Source organism: Nocardia sp. NPDC055002, from assembly GCF_053608825.1.
The window spans coordinates 65643-81754 of sequence record NZ_JBSGWE010000007.1 but is presented as its reverse complement, the minus strand read 5'-3'; the positions used below and the strand labels follow the sequence as shown (position 1 = coordinate 81754).

Annotated in this window: 17 protein-coding genes and 1 tRNA gene; 10 read left to right on the top strand and 8 right to left on the bottom strand. The window is 68.9% G+C overall.

What is annotated here, in order from left to right; all coding sequences use genetic code 11:
• Positions 1-40 precede the first annotated feature (40 nt).
• Positions 41-934: a serine hydrolase gene (locus ACWF99_RS26155; protein ID WP_378633463.1), complete on the bottom strand. Its 894-nt coding sequence runs from the start codon at positions 932-934 to the stop codon at positions 41-43.
• Positions 935-1044: 110 nt separating this feature from the next.
• On the bottom strand, positions 1045-1920 hold the full coding sequence (locus ACWF99_RS26150; RefSeq protein WP_452537649.1) for a LysR family transcriptional regulator: 876 nt from the start codon (positions 1918-1920) through the stop codon (positions 1045-1047).
• Positions 1921-2088: 168 nt separating this feature from the next.
• Between ACWF99_RS26150 and bla the strand changes: the two genes are divergently transcribed.
• Positions 2089-3006 (top strand): class A beta-lactamase, encoded by a 918-nt coding sequence (gene bla / locus ACWF99_RS26145; protein WP_452537648.1) that lies wholly within the window; start codon positions 2089-2091, stop codon positions 3004-3006.
• Here the strand turns inward: bla and ACWF99_RS26140 are convergent.
• A complete protein-coding gene (locus tag ACWF99_RS26140; protein WP_452537647.1) occupies positions 2999-3526 on the bottom strand; it encodes a TetR-like C-terminal domain-containing protein in 528 nt (175 codons plus the stop codon). The genes bla and ACWF99_RS26140 overlap by 8 nt on opposite strands.
• 85 nt (positions 3527-3611) lie before the next feature.
• Positions 3612-4526 carry an AraC family transcriptional regulator gene (locus tag ACWF99_RS26135; RefSeq protein WP_452537646.1) on the bottom strand — a complete coding sequence of 305 codons (915 nt, stop codon included), beginning with the start codon at positions 4524-4526 and terminating at the stop codon, positions 3612-3614.
• 118 nt (positions 4527-4644) lie between these two features.
• Here ACWF99_RS26135 and ACWF99_RS26130 point away from each other — a divergent pair, with 118 nt between their 5' ends.
• From ACWF99_RS26130 to ACWF99_RS26095, 8 genes are all read left to right on the top strand, one after another.
• Entirely contained in the window at positions 4645-5643 is a 999-nt protein-coding gene (locus tag ACWF99_RS26130; RefSeq protein ID WP_452537645.1) for a saccharopine dehydrogenase NADP-binding domain-containing protein, read from the top strand.
• A gap of 2 nt (positions 5644-5645) precedes the next feature.
• Positions 5646-6851, top strand: coding sequence for an SGNH/GDSL hydrolase family protein (locus ACWF99_RS26125; protein ID WP_452537755.1), 1206 nt, complete (start codon positions 5646-5648; stop codon positions 6849-6851).
• Positions 6852-7048: 197 nt separating this feature from the next.
• Complete coding sequence (locus ACWF99_RS26120) at positions 7049-8443, top strand: sensor histidine kinase (RefSeq protein WP_452537644.1); 1395 nt, start codon at positions 7049-7051, stop codon at positions 8441-8443.
• Complete coding sequence (locus ACWF99_RS26115) at positions 8440-8850, top strand: roadblock/LC7 domain-containing protein (protein WP_378633077.1); 411 nt, start codon at positions 8440-8442, stop codon at positions 8848-8850. The genes ACWF99_RS26120 and ACWF99_RS26115 overlap by 4 nt, the downstream gene beginning before the upstream one ends.
• Positions 8847-9191, top strand: coding sequence for a DUF742 domain-containing protein (locus ACWF99_RS26110; protein ID WP_378633080.1), 345 nt, complete (start codon positions 8847-8849; stop codon positions 9189-9191). The genes ACWF99_RS26115 and ACWF99_RS26110 overlap by 4 nt, the downstream gene beginning before the upstream one ends.
• A 43-nt stretch (positions 9192-9234) precedes the next feature.
• Positions 9235-9783: a GTP-binding protein gene (locus ACWF99_RS26105; RefSeq protein ID WP_452537754.1), complete on the top strand. Its 549-nt coding sequence runs from the start codon at positions 9235-9237 to the stop codon at positions 9781-9783.
• Positions 9783-11036 carry a cytochrome P450 family protein gene (locus ACWF99_RS26100; RefSeq protein WP_378633083.1) on the top strand — a complete coding sequence of 418 codons (1254 nt, stop codon included), beginning with the start codon at positions 9783-9785 and terminating at the stop codon, positions 11034-11036. Before ACWF99_RS26105 ends, ACWF99_RS26100 begins: the two co-directional genes overlap by 1 nt.
• A complete protein-coding gene (locus ACWF99_RS26095) occupies positions 11033-12253 on the top strand; it encodes a cytochrome P450 family protein (RefSeq protein ID WP_378651721.1) in 1221 nt (406 codons plus the stop codon). Before ACWF99_RS26100 ends, ACWF99_RS26095 begins: the two co-directional genes overlap by 4 nt.
• Positions 12254-12308: 55 nt before the next feature.
• On the opposite strand, the gene ACWF99_RS26090 is transcribed toward ACWF99_RS26095, so the two are convergent.
• The 3 genes from ACWF99_RS26090 to ACWF99_RS26080 form a co-directional block, all read right to left on the bottom strand.
• Complete coding sequence (locus tag ACWF99_RS26090) at positions 12309-13454, bottom strand: acyl-CoA dehydrogenase family protein (RefSeq protein ID WP_378633088.1); 1146 nt, start codon at positions 13452-13454, stop codon at positions 12309-12311.
• Between the two features lie 17 nt (positions 13455-13471).
• Positions 13472-14077, bottom strand: coding sequence for a QsdR family transcriptional regulator (locus ACWF99_RS26085; protein ID WP_378633091.1), 606 nt, complete (start codon positions 14075-14077; stop codon positions 13472-13474).
• Positions 14078-14203: 126 nt separating this feature from the next.
• Positions 14204-14276: transfer RNA gene (locus ACWF99_RS26080), tRNA-Glu, on the bottom strand.
• A gap of 198 nt (positions 14277-14474) precedes the next feature.
• Between ACWF99_RS26080 and ACWF99_RS26075 the strand changes: the two genes are divergently transcribed.
• Complete coding sequence (locus ACWF99_RS26075; protein ID WP_378633093.1) at positions 14475-15428, top strand: DNA polymerase domain-containing protein; 954 nt, start codon at positions 14475-14477, stop codon at positions 15426-15428.
• 13 nt (positions 15429-15441) lie between these two features.
• Here the strand turns inward: ACWF99_RS26075 and ACWF99_RS26070 are convergent, their stop codons facing one another.
• A complete protein-coding gene (locus tag ACWF99_RS26070; RefSeq protein ID WP_378633096.1) occupies positions 15442-16002 on the bottom strand; it encodes a GlcG/HbpS family heme-binding protein in 561 nt (186 codons plus the stop codon).
• Positions 16003-16112: the final 110 nt, after the last annotated feature.

Genomic DNA, 16112 nt, shown 5'->3' with positions numbered 1-16112 from the left:
AAACGACGATGCTAGCCATGGTCGTCAGGTAGTTGTCACCTCAGCGCGGGCGGCGTAGTTCGGTGACGGCGATCCGTGCCGCCTCGCCGATCGCGGCGTCGACCACCGGCAGCATCGGATCCGCGCGGGCGGCGCGGGTGAAGACCGCTACCGCTACCGGTGTTTCGCCGGGGAATTCGATGACGGCGACTTCGTTGCGGATCACCCCGATGGTCCCGGTCTTCCCCGCGACGAGCACTCCGCGATGCGGGAAGCCGGCGGCGATGCGGTGCGGCCAGATCTGCTTGCTCATCACCGTGCGCGCGAATGCCGTACTGGCCGTGGACAATAAGTCACCTGTCCACAGCTTCCACAGGAACCGGGTCATCTCCTCGGGCGTGGTCGCGCTGGCGTAGGAGGGGTCGTAGGCGGAGACCGTCCACGCCTCGTCGTTGTCCGCCAGGACCGCGAAAGCCTCCGCGGTGCTGTGGGTATCGGTATCGCGGACCAGGCTGCGGTGCTGGTCGGCCGTGCCGCCGACGATCCGGGTATCCGTCAGGGCGAGCTCGTGCACCAGCTCACTCACCGCGGCGAGACCGACCTCGCCGAGCAGGACATCGGCGGCGGCATTGTCGGACACGGTCATCATCGACGCCGCCAGGTCGCGACGGCTCAGCGTGACCGGATCATGCAGTGCCGCAAGACCGGTAGGCCCCGGAGTGCAGTCGGCCGGATCGATGGTGAGCCGGCCGGTGGGGTCGATCAGGCCGTGGTCGACCTGTCGCAAGAACGCTGCCAACAGCAGCAGTTTGTAGACCGACGCGATCACCACCCGGTCGTGCCCGCCGACAGAGATCTGGCCGGCGGAGCCATCGCAGCGCCGGGCGTGCAACCAGCCGACGCAGCCCGCATCGGCGAACACGGCACGGATCCGGGCACTCGCAGATTCCGGCATGCCGGCACCGCCGTGTCCGGTGTCGGTGGTGCTCGATCCGGGCAGCGTGTCGGTCGCGCTGAGCCGGCTCGAATCGGGGCGGCGGCCGTCCGTCGCCGCGTCGAACCCGCTCATCGCAGCCGCTCCCGGTACAGCACCCGATCCAGCGCATCGGCCTGCGCTCCCGCGTCCGCTCTGCGAATGACCCTGATCCGCAAGGCAATCGACTGCGGCGCCAGCGTGAGCCATGCCACCCCCGGTGTCGGCGTCGGCGAGGTGGCGGTGACGCCGAAACTCGTGCCCGCGGCCACGGCGGCCAACACCGCCCGATCGTCGGGAGCCGCGAGTGGCGCTGCGTCCAGTCCGCGTTCCCGCAGCAGATCGATGATGCTGTCGAAGGCGGGCGGGTTCGCGGCGCGCGGCGGATGCGCGAAATACAGTCCGGCGAGCATGGGGAAGGTCGGCCGTTCGGCGGTGGTGGTGCGGTGCTCGGCCGGCACCACCAGCCAGCGCGGCAACTTCACCACCGGTCCGGCCTCCACTCCGTCGACCAGCGCCGGATGTTCGATCACCGCCACATCGCAGACGCCCGCGCGCACCTCGGCGACGAGATCGACGGTCGTGGCCAGTGTCGTCGCCACGCTGCCACCCGCGGCGCGCAAGCCGGTGACACACGCGGTGACCAGGCGATCGGGTAGCGCGGTCGTCGCCGCGAACCGCACGGTCCCGCTGAGCTGCGCGATCCGCTGTGATTCGGCGAGCAATCGGTCGGCGTCGTCGACGAGCAGCCGGGCGCGCGGCAACAAGTGTTTGCCCGCGGTGGTGAGCAGCGCGCCCTGGCTGGTGCGGTGGATGAGTTCGACATCGAGATGTTGTTCGAGGCGGCGCAACCCCTGCGACAGGGGCGGTTGGGTCATGTCGAGTGCCGCTGCTGCCCGCCCGAAGTGGCCCTCGTCCGCGACGGAGACGAAGAACCGGAGGTGGCGGATCAGATCCATATCGGCCATTGAACCAGCGCGCTTGCCGCGACTCGGTCGATCTGGGGTGACGAGCTGGTGGGGATCGGTCTTCCACGTCGCCTCACCGCTGTTCACCTGCGGTGATATCGGGTACGACTCGTCCAGCCCGCTGTCCGGTATTGGCTTCGAACCGGTCGGCGATGATTGCGTGCACCGGTGACTTCCTCCACACTGACGCCCCGCCTCCGCACCAGGATCGCCGCCGTCGCGCTGGCGATCTCGGCCGTGACGTTCACCGCCTGCTCGAGCAACGACGCCGAACCGGCATCGTCTACGTCGGCCGGCGTGCCCGCCACAACGTCGTTCGCCGATATGGAGGCCGGATACGGTGCCCGGCTCGGTCTTTCGGTGGTCGACACCGGAAACGGAGCGACCGTCGACTACCGGGAGGATGAGCGCTTCCCGATGGCCTCGACGTTCAAGGGTCTGGCGTGTGGCGCTCTCCTGCAGGCGCATCCGCTGTCCACCGGTTATTTCGACCAGGTGATCCGCTACACCGCGGCCGACATCGTCGTGAACTCGCCGGAGTCGGAGAAACACATCGACACCGGCATGACCGTCACCGCGCTCTGCGACGCGGCGATCACCCAGTCCGACAACACCGCGGGCAACATGCTGCTCCGATTGCTCGGTGGCCCAGCGGGGTTCACCGCCTTCCTGCGTACCCTCGGCGACACCGTGTCCCGCCTCGATCGCTGGGAGCCCGAGCTCAACACCGCGATCCCCGGCGACGAGCGCGACACCACCACCGCCGCCGCCCTGGTGGCGAACTACCGCGCCCTCGTCGTCGGCACCGCTCTCCCGGAACCCGAACGCGCCCAACTCGCCACGTGGCTGAAGGCGAGCAAGACCGGCGCCAAACGCATCAAGGCAGGTCTGCCCACGGACTGGATCGTCGGCGACAAAACCGGCAGCCCCGCCTACGGCTCCGCCCTCGACGTCGCTGTCGCCTGGCCCCCCAACCGCGCGCCCCTGGTCCTCGCCGTCCTCACCACCAAGCCGGACCAGAACGCCGAACCCTCCAACGACCTCGTCGCCGAGGCGACGAAAGCCGCTGTAGCCCAACTCAACTGAGGCTCCAGCCCGACGCCACCGACCGCGCGCACTGGGCCACGAACAATGCTGTGAGCAGGGGAATTCTGTGGCCCAGCGCGGCCGGTGGCAGCGGCCCGGTCGCGACCAGGCCCGCCGGCCCGTGTCCGATGGTCCAGCTCTGCGTGGCCAGATCGAGCGGATCGATATCGGCCTCGAACCGTCCGATCGACCTGGCCGAGTCGGCCGCCCGTACCAGGCGGTCGAGGGTGGCATCGGCGGCTCCGGCGTCCTCGAGCGCGAAACCCGCGCCGAACATCACCCGGTAGAGATCAGGATTGGCCATGGCGTTGGCGAGGTAGGCGCTGCCGAGCGCGGCCAGATCGTGCACCGGATCCTCGGCGACCGGCACCTGCGCCAGCCGCGCCGCCAGCTGCGCCGCCCGGTCGATCAGCATCGACCGCACCGCCGGGTTCTTCGTCCTTGGCAGCGCGGACAAGTATCCGCTGCTCGGCGAAGGTGTCGCCAGGGCCGCGGCGAAGCTCGGCGTGGATCCGGTCAAGCCGATCACGTTGATCGGGGTGGCCGCGCTCGGTGAGCCGGATCTGCTCGTCGAGGTGGAGGCCACGGCTGTGCTCGACTGAGGGTTACCGCGCGCCCGCCATCAGGACCTCGGTCGGTGTCGAGCGGTATCGGCCAGGTGCCGTGCCGAATTCGCGTTTGAAGGCCTTGCTGAAGGCGTACTCGGAGCTGTATCCGGTGTGCCTCGCGACGGTCGAGAGCGGGTGGTCGGTGTCGCGGAGCAGGCGGGCGGCGGTGAGCATGCGCCAGCGGGTGAGGTAGGTCAGTGGGGGCTCGCCGACCAGCGTGGTGAAACGTTTGGCGAAGGCGGCCCGACTGAGACCTGCTCGGGCGCCGAGGGATTCGACGGTCCAGCCGCGGGCGGGGTCGTCGTGGACGGCGCGCAGGGAGCGGGAGATGTCCGGGTCGGCGACCGCGGCCGCCCAGCCGGTCGTCTGGGCGGAGTCCGCGAGCCGGGCGCGCAGGAGATAGAGGAGCAGCAGGTCCAGCAGTGGGGGTATCGCCGCGTCGGCGCCGGGGTGGGTGTGGGTGAGTTCGTCGGCCAGCAGATCGACCGCGGCGCGCAGCGACGGATGCGTGCCGAGCCGCGCCGGAATGTGTACCACCTCGGGCAGTTCCGTCAGCAGCGGATGGGTTCGGTCGGCGGCGAGCTGGTAGGAACCGCACAGCAGCGTCGCGGGAGCGCCCGGTCCCGTCACGATCCGGACATCCTCGGGGCCCGCGGTTTCGGTCACCGGGCTGTCGAGCTGGTCGAGCAGATCGTGGGCCACCCCGCGTGGCATGAAGACCGCGTCACCGGCGCCCAGTGCCAGCGGCTCCGCATCGGGTCGCGTCAGCCAGCACGAGCCCTGCAGAATCACATGGAAACCCGCGCTCTCGATGCGTGGATACGCCCGGCCCCACGGCGCGTGCCGCACGAACATGCCGGAGGCCGGGCTGCCGGTCTTCGCGGTGGCCAGGACATCGCTCAGCAGATCCATGTTCGAAACAATACGCGTGGAGACGATCGGATATCCAGGCAAGATTATGGATGATTTCTTGTCTCACCAATAGTTCATACGCTGTGTTCATCAGCCCGATGAGCACAAGGAGCACGACATGAAGATCGCCGTCTACGGAGCCAGTGGCCACGTCGGAACACTCGCGGTGCGGGAACTGCGCGAGCGCGGCATCGAGACCGTGGCCGTGGGCCGCGACGCCGCGCGGCTCGCCGGTCGCGGCGCCGAGGTTCGGGTCGCCGCGGCCGACGATCACGGCGCACTCGTCGCCGCGTTCGCCGATGTCGACGCCGTGATCAGTACCCTGCCCGACTACACCGGTCGCGGCGAGGGCGTACTGCGCGCCGCCATCGCCGCCGGCGTCCACTACGTGGACGTCGCGGGCGAACAGCTCTTCGTCGAGAAGGTCTTCGCCCAATTCGGTCCGCTCGCGGCAGAGGCCGGGGTGACGCTCTCGACCGCGACCACCGAAGCGGGGATCTTCGGCGACCTGCTCGCCCACCTCGGCGCCGAGCGGCTCGGCGGCGCCGACGAGATCGTGCTGAGCCATGTCGCCACGCCCGGCGGTGAGGGCTCGCGCGGAAGTATGCGCACCGTCTTCCAGAATCTAGATGTCTTCACCAGTGGCGGCCTGTCCTGGTCCGACGGCGAATTCCGCACCGGTCCCCAGCCCCGCCGGGCCACCTTCCTACTTCCTGACGAGACGGAACCCATTGCAGTGATGAAGTTTCCGCAACCCTCCGTGGTGACGATTCCACGCCACACCACGGCGCGCTCGGTGGAGGGTGTGCTCGCGACGTCGATTTTCGACATCGTCGGCACCGTCACCGAGGCCGATCTGGACGCCGCGCCCGAAACCCCGTCGGCCCCGGCCGCGTACTCGATGGTCGTCGACATCCACCGCGACGGCCGGACCCTGCGCGGGATCGGTAGCGGCCCCGACGCCTACCGCAACAGCGCCCAGCTAGCGGTGGAGGTCGCGACGCGAATTGCCGCGGGGGTGGGCAAGCCCGGCGCGCAGTCACCCGCCGAGCTGTTCGAGCCGGTCGAATTCCTCGACGCTCTCGCGCCGTTCGGCATGACATGGTCGCTGCGTTGACGGTGCGCCTACGGTGGATCGCCGCGCCCGTCGCCGCCGTGGCCGCGCTGGTCCTGGTGGCGTTCGGTGCTCGCGACACCGAAACCTCGTGGTCGAGTGCCTGGACGACCGCTGTGCAGTACCCGGTCTACCAGAACTGGTCGGCGATGGGTTTCGCCGACCAGACTGTGCGACAGGTGTTTCGCCTGTCGCAGGAGGGTCCGCAAGTCAGGATTCGGTTGTCGAACCGCTTCGGTGAGTACCCCCTGCCCGTGTCGGCGGCGACGGTGGCCGCCAGCGCGGGCGGCGCGGCGATCACCCCGGAATCGGTGCGGGGGTTGAGCGTTGGTGGGCAGTCCACCTTCGTGATCGCGCCGGGGGCCGAAGTGGTCAGCGACGCCGTGCGCACCGTGGGGGCATCGATCGCGGTCACCCTCTATTTCGACCGACCCACCGGCCCCGCGACCCAGCACGGCCAGTCGCTGGCCACCAGCTACCGAGCGCAGGGCGATCACGCCGCCGATCCGTCGGCGGCGCCGTTCGCCGACACCTCGCAGTCCTGGTATTACGTGGCGGGCATCGAGACGCTGCGGTCGAGCACCGGCGACGTCACCGTGGCCTTCGGCGATTCGATCACCGACGGCTACCGCTCTACTCTCGACGCCGACCTGCGCTACCCCGACCAACTCGCGGCGGTAGGCCACCACGGCCCGGTGGTCAATGCCGGAATCAGCGGCAACAGGCTGCTCACCGACTCGACCGTGCTCGGCGACAGCGCGCTGGCTCGGTTCCGTCGTGACGTTCTCGACCAACCGGGCGTCGGCACCGCCGTCGTCCTGATCGGGATCAACGACATCGGCCTGTCGGGCAGTGCGGGCCCGGACGGGGTTGTCTTCCCACCGGTGTCGACCGACCAGCTAATCGCCGGATATCGCGCCTTGATCGCGCAGGCGCGCGCGGCGGGCGTGCGCATCGTCGGCGCGACCATTCTGCCATTCGCCGGTTCCGCGTACTACTCGCCGGAGAAGGAACGATTGCGGAACGAGGTGAACACTTGGATTCGGGAGTCGGGCGCCTTCGACACGGTGGTCGATCTCGAACAAGCGCTGGCCACTCCCGGTGATCGCACCCGCCTCGCCGACGTGTTCGACAGCGGTGATCACCTGCATCCCAATGATTCCGGCTACCGAGCCATGGCGACGGTCATCGCACCTGCTCTCGGGACGTGATCGCCGTCTCGCCCCACCTGTCGTGACCAGGCCCGATACTGACCCGTACCCCAACGGCCGGTGAACCCTGATCGGTCGAGTGGCAGGTCGGGCGGGGGCTCGATATGCTCGACTCCGACTTCGAAACAGGCTGCCTTGCTGCGTGTTTGATCGACCACTATGGCAGGGGGCCTGTGAGTACTGCGGAAGTACTGCCGATGGCACAGACAGCAGCTGCGCCGAAGGCGTCCGGCGACAGCGCCGGATCTGTGGTGCTCGGCGCCGGCGTGGCGGTGGTGGCGATCGCCGCGGTGACCGCGGTGTTCACGCCACCGGCCATCGGCATCCCGGTGCTCGCCGCGGCGGTGGCCGCGGCACTGATCGGCTGCCCCGCGGTGTGGTTCGCCCTGCGCCAGCGCGCGCAGGCGCGCGCGAGTCTGGCCGCTGCCCAGCAGGCCGAGCAGCAACTGGCCGCCACCGTGGCCGAGGCGAGCGCGCGCCTGACCCAGGCCGACGAGCACACCGCCGCGTACGCGTGGGAAGCCCAGGAGAACTCGCGCCGGGGCGCGGCGGCACTGGCGGCCTTCGCCGGTGCGGCCGGCCGCATCCAGGCGATGACCACCTCGATGCTGGCCGAACTGCGGGAGATGGAACACCGCCACGCCGATCCGCGAGTGCTCACCGACCTGCTCCACATCGACCATCGCACCGCCCAGGCGGGACGCCTGGCCGACAGCATCGCGGTCCTGTCCGGTGCGCGGACCGGGCGCCGCTGGGCGAAACCGATTGCGATGGAATCGATTCTGCGCGGCGCGATGGGCCGGGTCGCCGGGTATCAGCGCGTCCGGCTGCGGGCGATCGCCGAGGTCGGCATCGCCGGGCACGCCGCCGAAGGCGTGATGCACACACTGGCCGAACTCCTCGACAACGCCTGCAACTTCTCGCCGCCCACCACCGAGGTACACGTCTACGCCGCGGAAGTGCCCGCGGGCGTGGTGATCACGATCGAGGACAGCGGCCTGATCATGAGCGATTCCGCGTTGCGCCGCGCCGAAGCCGCCGTCACCGGGCGCGATCACAAGGGCAAGGGCGTGGATCTCGCCTCGCTGTCGGGTACCCGGCTCGGCCTCGCGGTGGTCGGGCATCTGGCGCGCAAGCACGAACTCACCGTGTCGTATCGGCCGTCGGCGATCGGCGGCACCGCGGTCGTCGTCGTCATCCCGCGCGAACTCACCGCCCGCGCCGAACGCCGCAGTCGCAATGTGGTGGCGGCGCCGCGCTTCGCCGAACCCGCCACGCTGAGCCAGTTCGACAGTCCGATCCCGCGCAGAACCGACACCGGCACCATGGATTTCAGCGAGTCCGCCGGCCAGCACGCGCGACCGGAGACCGACGGCGCGGTCCCGACCTCACCCTCGCTGCCGAAACGCCGCCGGGGCGACACCCTGGCCCAGGTCCACCCCGAAGGTCTCACCGCCGCACCCGCCGCCAAGGCGGCCCCGGCCAAGCCCACCGCCCTCGGTGCCTTCCAGCGCTCCGCGCCGGGCCGCACCAACGCAAGCCACGAACCGGGCAGCGCCGCCGCGGCTCCCGACCCCATGGAGGACCGATGACCACCACCGCCCCCGCCCACCTCGGCTGGCTGCTCGAGAAGCTGCTCGCCCGCACCCCGCGCGCCAGGCACGCCCTGCTGCTGTCCGGCGACGGGCTCAAGATCTGCCATACGCCGGAACTCGATGTGGACCGCGCCGATCAGCTGGCCGCCATCGCCGCCGGATTCCAGAGCCTGTCGCACGGGGCTTCCGTCGAGTTCGGTGACGGGCGTGGCGGAGTTCGCCAGTCGATGACCGAGTTCTACGGCGGCATCCTGTTCGTGGTCGAGGCGGGGCGCGGCGCGCACTTGGCGGTGGTCGCCGCCGAGGACGCCGATGCCGGTCTGGTCGGCCACACGATGCACGAGCTCGTCGAACAGCTCGGCGAGCATCTGGCTGCCCAACCCAGACGCGGAGCGATCGAGTGACCAGGGCAGGTCGCGACGACGATCCCGACCGCTTCTACACGCTGACCGGCGGCCGCGCCCCCGCGACCGAGGACTTCGACCTGGTCACCCTGGTGGTCAGCGAGTCCGCGCCCACCGCGGGCATGTCCTCGGAGCAAGCCGCGATCCTCGACATGTGCCGGGCGCCGACCGCCGTGGTGGAGATCGCGGCCGAGCTGCGCCTGCCCGTCGGGGTGGCCACGGTCGTGCTGTCGGACCTGCTGGCCTCGGGCAAGATCACGGTGCGCCCACCGCTGTCGGCGGCGATGTCGCTGGACGCTTCCACCCTCGAGAAGGTGCTCGTTGGACTTCGCAAGCTCTGAGAACGTGCCCGAGCGGGCTCGAGCGCCGCTGCACAGCACGGCAATGCACGGGTTGAAGATCGTGGTGATCGGCGGATTCGGTGTCGGCAAAACGACACTGGTGCGCTCGGTGAGCGAGATCCGGCCCCTCGACACCGAAGCCACGATGACCGACGTCGGGGCAGGTGTCGACGACACCAGCGGTGTGCCCGGCAAGTCGACCACCACCGTCGCCTTCGACTTCGGCCGCATCACCCTCGACCACGAACACGTGCTGTATCTGTTCGGAGCTCCTGGGCAGCAACGGTTCTGGTTCCTGTGGGACCGGCTCTTCGCGGGTGCGCTCGGCGCGATCGTGCTGGTCGACCAGCGCCGGATCAGCGACTCCTGGTATGCGATCGACCGGCTCGAACACCAGGGCACCCCGTTCGTGGTCGCCTGCAACGACTTCGGCGATTCCCATTCGCCCGGAGCGGTGCGTGACGCGCTCGATCTCGATCCGGCGGTGCCGCTGGTGATGTGTGACGCGCGCTCGCGCGAATCGAGCAAGCAGGTGCTGATCACGTTGGTCGAGCACCTGTATTCCGCTGTCCCGCAGGGAGAAACCGTCTGATGAGCACACCGACCGGCGCCTGCCCGATCACCGGCGCGGTGCCGTTGAGCGGGCCCGAGTTCCACATCGAACCGCACGAGGTCTACCGGCGGATGCGCCGCGACCACGGCCCGGTCGTCGAGGTAGAGCTGCCGGGCGGTTTTCCGGCGTGGCTGATCATCGGCTATCGCGAACTGCACCAGGTGACCAGCGATCCACTGCTGTTCCCGCGCGATGTGTCGCTGTGGAATCAGTGGGGCCGGGTACCGGAGGACTGGCCGCTGCTGCCGATGATCGGGCACCCGATGCCCTCGATCTACTTCACCGCGGGCGCCGAACACCGCAGGCACCTGGCGATGGTGGAACCGGCACTGGACGCGGTGGATCACTTCGAATTGCGCAGAGCCTGTGAGGAACTGGCCGACCGCCTCGTCGACGGGTTCTGTGGTCGCGGCAGCGCCGACCTGATCGCCGAGTTCGCGGTGCCGCTGCCCGCTCTCGCTCTGGCGCGCATCCTCGGTCTGCCCGACATCGATGCGGCAGACCTCGCCCTGGCGATGAAACAGCTCGCCGACGGTGGCGCCGACGCCCAGTCCGGCCATGCCCGCTTCGCCGAGCACATGGCCCGCCTGGTCGCGGCGAAAAGGGCACGTCCCGCTGGGGATCTGGCCTCGATGATGCTGGCCGACCCCGAGCCGTTCACCGACGAGGAATACATGAACGACCTGATGGCGATCGCCGCCGCGGGTCACCTCACCACCGCGGACTGGCTCGGCAGCTCCATGCGGTTGATGCTCACCGACGACCGATTCGCGAACGCGCTCGGCGGTGGCAGGCGCAGTGTCGGTGAGGCCATGAACGAGGTGCTCTGGGAAGAGGGGCCCACCTCGATTCTGGCGGGGCGCTGGGCCGCGCGCGACACCCGTCTCGCCGACAAGACGATTCGGGCGGGCGACCTCCTGCTGCTCGGTCTCGCGGCGGCCAATCTCGATCCGCATGTGCGCCAATCGTTTACCGAGGGCGGCTCGGTGCCCACCGGCAACAACGCCCACTTCGCGTTCAGCTATGGCGAGTATCGCTGTCCTTTCCCGGCGCAGCAGATCGCGGAGATCATCGCGAGGACCGGGATCGAGGTGCTGCTCGACCGGCTGCCCGATGTCGACCTCGGGGTGCCCGCCGACCAGCTCACCCGGCGACCTTCGGCTTTCCTTCGGGGCATGACCGCACTGCCCGTTCGTTTCACACCAGTTCGACCCGTCGGAGGTTTTTCGTGAGCTCGCCATGCCCTTTCGCCATCGACCCCATGGTCGGTGACCTCAACGGGGAAACCGCCCGACTTCGTGCACTCGGTCCGATCACCCGGATCGACCTGCTCGGTGTGCCCGCCTGGACGGTCACCGATCACGCCGTCGCGCGTCAGCTGACCACCGACACCCGGCTGGTCAAGGACATCAACGCGTGGTCGCTGTACGCCGACGGCGTGGTGACCAACCAGTGGCCGCTGATCGGGATGGTCCTCGTCGACAGGTCGATGTTCAGCGTCGACGGTGCCGAGCACCGCCGGTTGCGGCTCAAGACAGCCCAGGCGCTGGCCCCGCGGCGGCTGGAAGAGCTCCGTCCGGTGATCGAACAGCTCACCGCCGACCTGCTCGACGACCTCGAAGCCGCCGGTGCCGACGGCGCGCCGGTGGACCTCAAGGAGGTCTTCGCCTACCCGCTGCCGATGCGCGTGGTCGGCGACCTGATGGGCGTCGCGCGCGAAGACCACGCGCAGCTGCTCGAGTGGTACAAGAAGTTCTTCTCGGTAATGACCCCGCAGGACGAGCGCCTCGAGGTGATCGGCGGCCTCGATGTGTACTTCACCGACCTGGTCCGGCAGAAGATCGCCGACCCGGCCGATGACCTGACCTCGGCGTTCGTCACCGCCGACGAGGGCGGCGAGCCGCTCACCGAGGAAGAGGCGATCGGCAACATCAAGGCCCTCGTCGCCGCCGGCCACGAGACCACCGTCAGCCTGATCATCAATACCGTGCGCGCGCTGCTCGCCGAACCCGAGCAGCTGGCGAAAGTCCTTGCCGGGGACGTGGAGTGGAAGCAGGTCATCGAGGAATCGCTGCGCTGGGACGGCCCGGTCTCGCACCTGCTGATGCGTTTCGCCACCGAGGACATCGTTGTCGGCGACACCGTGATCGCCAAGGGCGAGGGCGTGGTGATGTCCTACCGTGCCGTCGGCCGCGACACCGCGGTGCACGGCGAGACCGCCGACGAGTTCGATGTGACGCGCCCGACCGCCAACCGCCACTTGGCCTTCGGCTACGGCCCGCACATCTGCCCCGGCGCCGCCCTGTCGCGGCTGGAAGCCGCGATCGCGCTGCCCGCGCTGTTCGCCCGCTTCCCGAAGCTGCGACTTGCCGTGCCCGACAGTGAGATCGGCAACCTGCCGGTGCTCACGCAGAACGATCTGGCCGCGCTGCCGATCATCCTGAGCTGACCGGCGACGCGTCGCGCCCGGTGGCTCCTACGCCGGGCGCGACGCTATCCGTGCGCTACAGACCCAGATCGCGGCCGATCAGTTCCTTCATGATCTCGTTGGAACCCGCCCAGATCTTGGTGACCCTGGCGTCCATCCACGCCCGCGCGACCCGGTATTCACGCATGTAGCCGTAGCCGCCGTGCAGCTGCACACACGCGTCGAGCACGTCGTTCTGCACCTGCGCCGACCACCACTTGGCCTTCGCCGCGTCGACCGCGGACAGCTCACCGGCAGCGTGGGCGACGATGCCCTGATCGACGAACGCCTGTGTCACTTCGATTTTGGTGACCAGCTCGGCGAACAGGAACTTGTTGTACTGGAAGCTGCCGATCTGCTGCCCGAATGCCTTGCGCTCCTTGGCATACTGCAGCGTCTCGTCCAGGATCGCGGAGGCGTGCGCGAGGTTGGAGATCGCCGCGCCGATGCGTTCCTGCGGCAGCCGCTCCATCATGGCGATGAAGCCACGGTCGACCTCACCGAGCCGGTTGGCGTCGGGGACACGCACATTGTCGAAGAACAGTTCGGCGGTATCGGATTCGGGCTGACCGACCTTGTCGAGCTTGCGCCCGCGAGTGAAGCCGTCCATCCCGGTCTCGATGACGAACAGGGTGATGCCCTTGGCCTTTTTCTCCGGGCTGGTGCGGGCGGCGACGATCACCAGATCGGCGTTGAAACCGTTGGTGATGAACGTCTTCGAGCCGTTGACGATCCAGTCGTCGCCGTCGCGCACGGCGGTGGTCTTCAGCGCGGCCAGGTCGGAACCGCCCGACGGCTCGGTCATGCCGATGGCCGTGATGATCTCGCCGGTGCAGAACTTCGGGAGCCAGCGCTGCTTCTGTTCATCGTTGGTGAGCTCGACCATGTAGGGCGCGCACACGTCGTAGTGGATGCCGAACGAGGACGCGATCGCGGCGCTCGCCTTCGACAGCTCCTCACCGAACACCGCGTTGAACCGGTAGTCGCCGGCGTCGCTGCCACCGAACTCCTCGGGCACGCCGAGGCCGAGGTAGCCCAGTTCGCCTGCCGCGAGCCAGGTTTCGCGGTCGATCGCCCGCTCTTCGACGAAGCGTTCGGCATTCGGCGCGATCGAGCGCTTGACGAACTCGGCGACCGACGCGCGGAAGGCGTCGTGGTCCTCGGTAAAGATGGAGCGCTTCATGGTGTCCTTTCGCTGACTTACTGTTCGGGCCGTTCGCCCAGCAGAACCAATGACGCCCGGACAACTCTGGCCGCGTCGGGTTCCTCACCGCTGATCACATCGGTGTAGATGAAGGTCTCGGTGATCCGCACCAGCAGCAGCGCCAACTCCGGCACCGGCAGCAGCGGATCGAGATTCCCGGCCGAAATCTCCTCGGCGAGTAGCTCTTCCACGATCGCGACGACGCGGTGCTGCACCGATCCCGCGCGTGTGGTGAGCAGTCGCAGCGACCGCTCGGGTTCGCGCAGCAGGAACTGGCGGAAGGCGTAGGAGGTGTTGGTGGCCTGCGCGAAATCACCGAGGATCGTCGCGATGCGGTACGCGCCGTGACCGGGCGCCGCGGCGGCCGCGCGCCGCAAGGTCGGCTCGGCGACCGACCAGATCACCTCGGCGAGTAGTTCGTCGCGCCCGCCGACCCACCGGAACAGCGTTGCCCGGTTCACCCCGAGCGCGACGGCGAGTTCCTTCATCTCGAGTCGGTGCCCGGCCAGGAATACGGCCCTGGCGGCGCGGAACGCGCTCACGGCATCGGGACGCGCCGCGGCGTCCTGGAGTCGCTTCTCCAACGCCGTCTGCTCGATCACGTCACCTCCATGCACCGTTTCCTACAGTGTATGAACTGTGCAACGTCTGTCAATATGTTGCACTCGGGGCACAAGACACGGGCACAAAAAAACTCCCCGGTCACCATGACCGAGGAGTTCTCTCTGTAGCCCCGACGGGATTCGAACCCGCGCTACCGCCTTGAGAGGGCGGCGTCCTAGGCCGCTAGACGACGGGGCCAGAACTACAGCTCACCGGGGTGAGCCGCGCGGAACATACGATAGCCGACGACCTGGTGATCGACCAAAACGGGTGATGATCGCTGCTCGATGTGCCTGATGCGCTCTGCTGATACGCCGCCGCCCGAGACGAGCTCGGGCGGCGGTTCTGTGCGCACGACCGGTTGACCGCCCTCTGGCAGCGGGGCAAGGTGGGGCCATGACCAGCAAAGAGCTGCGCGGTGGGGTGGAGATGAGCAATCTCGATCAGCCGTTGTTCGACGGGGCCGAGGCGACCAAGCGGGATCTGGTCGACTATCTCGAGTTCGTGGGGGAGCGGCTCGTTCGGGTGTTGCGGGGGCGGGCCCTGTCGGTGGTGCGGGTGCGGCCGGGGCAGGAGCCGTTCATGCAGAAGAACCTGCCGAAATACACCCCGGATTGGGTTCCGCGCGCGACGGTGTGGGCCGAGAGCTCGCATCGCGAGGTCACCTACGCACTCGGCGACGACGTGCGCACGCTGCTGTGGTTCGGAAACCAGCGCGCGGTGGAATACCACCCGCTGTTGCTGCCGGTCGACCACAGCGCGGGACCGACGCACCTGGTGCTGGATCTTGATCCCTCACCGGGGCAGACGTTTCACGACGCGGCCGCGGGTGCGCATCTGATCCGGGCCGCGCTGGCGGCCGACGGGCTTGCCGGTGCGGTGAAGACCAGCGGCGCCAAGGGATTACACGTCTACGTGCCGATCGAGCCCGGCGTCGCGATCGAGGACGCCGCGGCGGCGACACGGGCCGTCGCGGCCAGGGCCGAGCGCATCGACCCCACCGTCGGAACCACCGCGTTCATCCGCGAGGACCGTGCGGGCAAAGTCTTTCTCGACTCCACGCGAGCCGGTGGCGCAACGGTGATCGCGGCATACAGCCCGCGTATCCGCCCGGGTGTTCCGGTGTCTTTTCCCCTGCGCTGGAACGACATCGACTCGGTGACCCCCGCCGACTTCACCCTGCGCACAGCGCCGAACCTGCTCGGCGATTCCGACCCGTGGACCACGGAAATGCCCGCACCGCAAGCACTTCCGGCCGACTTGATCGCCGAGGGCCACACCATTCCGATCGCCCGGGTCCAGGCGATGCACGAGGGCAAACGCCGGGCCCGCGCCCGCCGCACCGAATGAACACTGATGCTGATCAGCTCCCGAGCGAGGCGACGCCCGCCTGGGCGAACTTCTCGTCGAGGTCACCGCTCGGGGCGCCTGCCACGCCGATGCCCGCGATCGGGGCATTGTTCGACTTCACCGGGGCGCCGCCACCGAGGAAGAGGGTGCCGTCGATGTCGGCCAGATGCGGAGCCGACTCGAGACGCTTGGCCAGCTCGGTGGTGGGGGCGTTCCAGGAGACCGCGGTGAAGGCCTTCTGCTGGGCGGCGTCGTAGGACTGCGGGCCCGCGCCGTCGCCGCGCAGGGTGACGATGACATTGCCGTTGCGGTCGACAACCGCGACGCTCACCCGCTGGTTCTCCTTGGCGGCGGCGTCGAGGGCGGTCTGCGCGGCCTTGGTGGCGGCGGCGATCGACAGGTGAGTCGACTGGGCCAGGTTGGCGTCGGCGGCGTTGACGACGACGGGGGTGCGGGTGGCCGGGTCCTGATCCTGCGCCTGGACCGTCACGACGCCGACCACACCGGCGGCGACGACACCGACGGTGGCGCCGGCGATGATGAGACGGTTGCGGGTGGTGGACTTGGCGGTCATGACTGCTCCTGTGCGGATTTCGGCCGGCCGGCGGTCTGCCGTGGCCTGTTGATATCCATCCTGTTCGCTCGGGGGCCCGTGCGGATCGGCGTACCGGCTGCACTCCGGGG

Coding starts and splice junctions, on each gene's coding strand:
- ACWF99_RS26070 (WP_378633096.1), bottom strand. CDS start 16,002: ATGACCGCCAAGTCCACCACCCGCAACCGTCTCATCATCGCCGGCGCC.
- ACWF99_RS26120 (WP_452537644.1), top strand. CDS start 7,049: ATGGCACAGACAGCAGCTGCGCCGAAGGCGTCCGGCGACAGCGCCGGA.
- ACWF99_RS26105 (WP_452537754.1), top strand. CDS start 9,235: ATGCACGGGTTGAAGATCGTGGTGATCGGCGGATTCGGTGTCGGCAAA.
- ACWF99_RS26150 (WP_452537649.1), bottom strand. CDS start 1,920: ATGGCCGATATGGATCTGATCCGCCACCTCCGGTTCTTCGTCTCCGTC.
- ACWF99_RS26075 (WP_378633093.1), top strand. CDS start 14,475: ATGACCAGCAAAGAGCTGCGCGGTGGGGTGGAGATGAGCAATCTCGAT.
- ACWF99_RS26090 (WP_378633088.1), bottom strand. CDS start 13,454: ATGAAGCGCTCCATCTTTACCGAGGACCACGACGCCTTCCGCGCGTCG.
- ACWF99_RS26100 (WP_378633083.1), top strand. CDS start 9,783: ATGAGCACACCGACCGGCGCCTGCCCGATCACCGGCGCGGTGCCGTTG.
- ACWF99_RS26135 (WP_452537646.1), bottom strand. CDS start 4,526: ATGGATCTGCTGAGCGATGTCCTGGCCACCGCGAAGACCGGCAGCCCG.
- ACWF99_RS26115 (WP_378633077.1), top strand. CDS start 8,440: ATGACCACCACCGCCCCCGCCCACCTCGGCTGGCTGCTCGAGAAGCTG.
- ACWF99_RS26130 (WP_452537645.1), top strand. CDS start 4,645: ATGAAGATCGCCGTCTACGGAGCCAGTGGCCACGTCGGAACACTCGCG.
- ACWF99_RS26155 (WP_378633463.1), bottom strand. CDS start 934: ATGCCGGAATCTGCGAGTGCCCGGATCCGTGCCGTGTTCGCCGATGCG.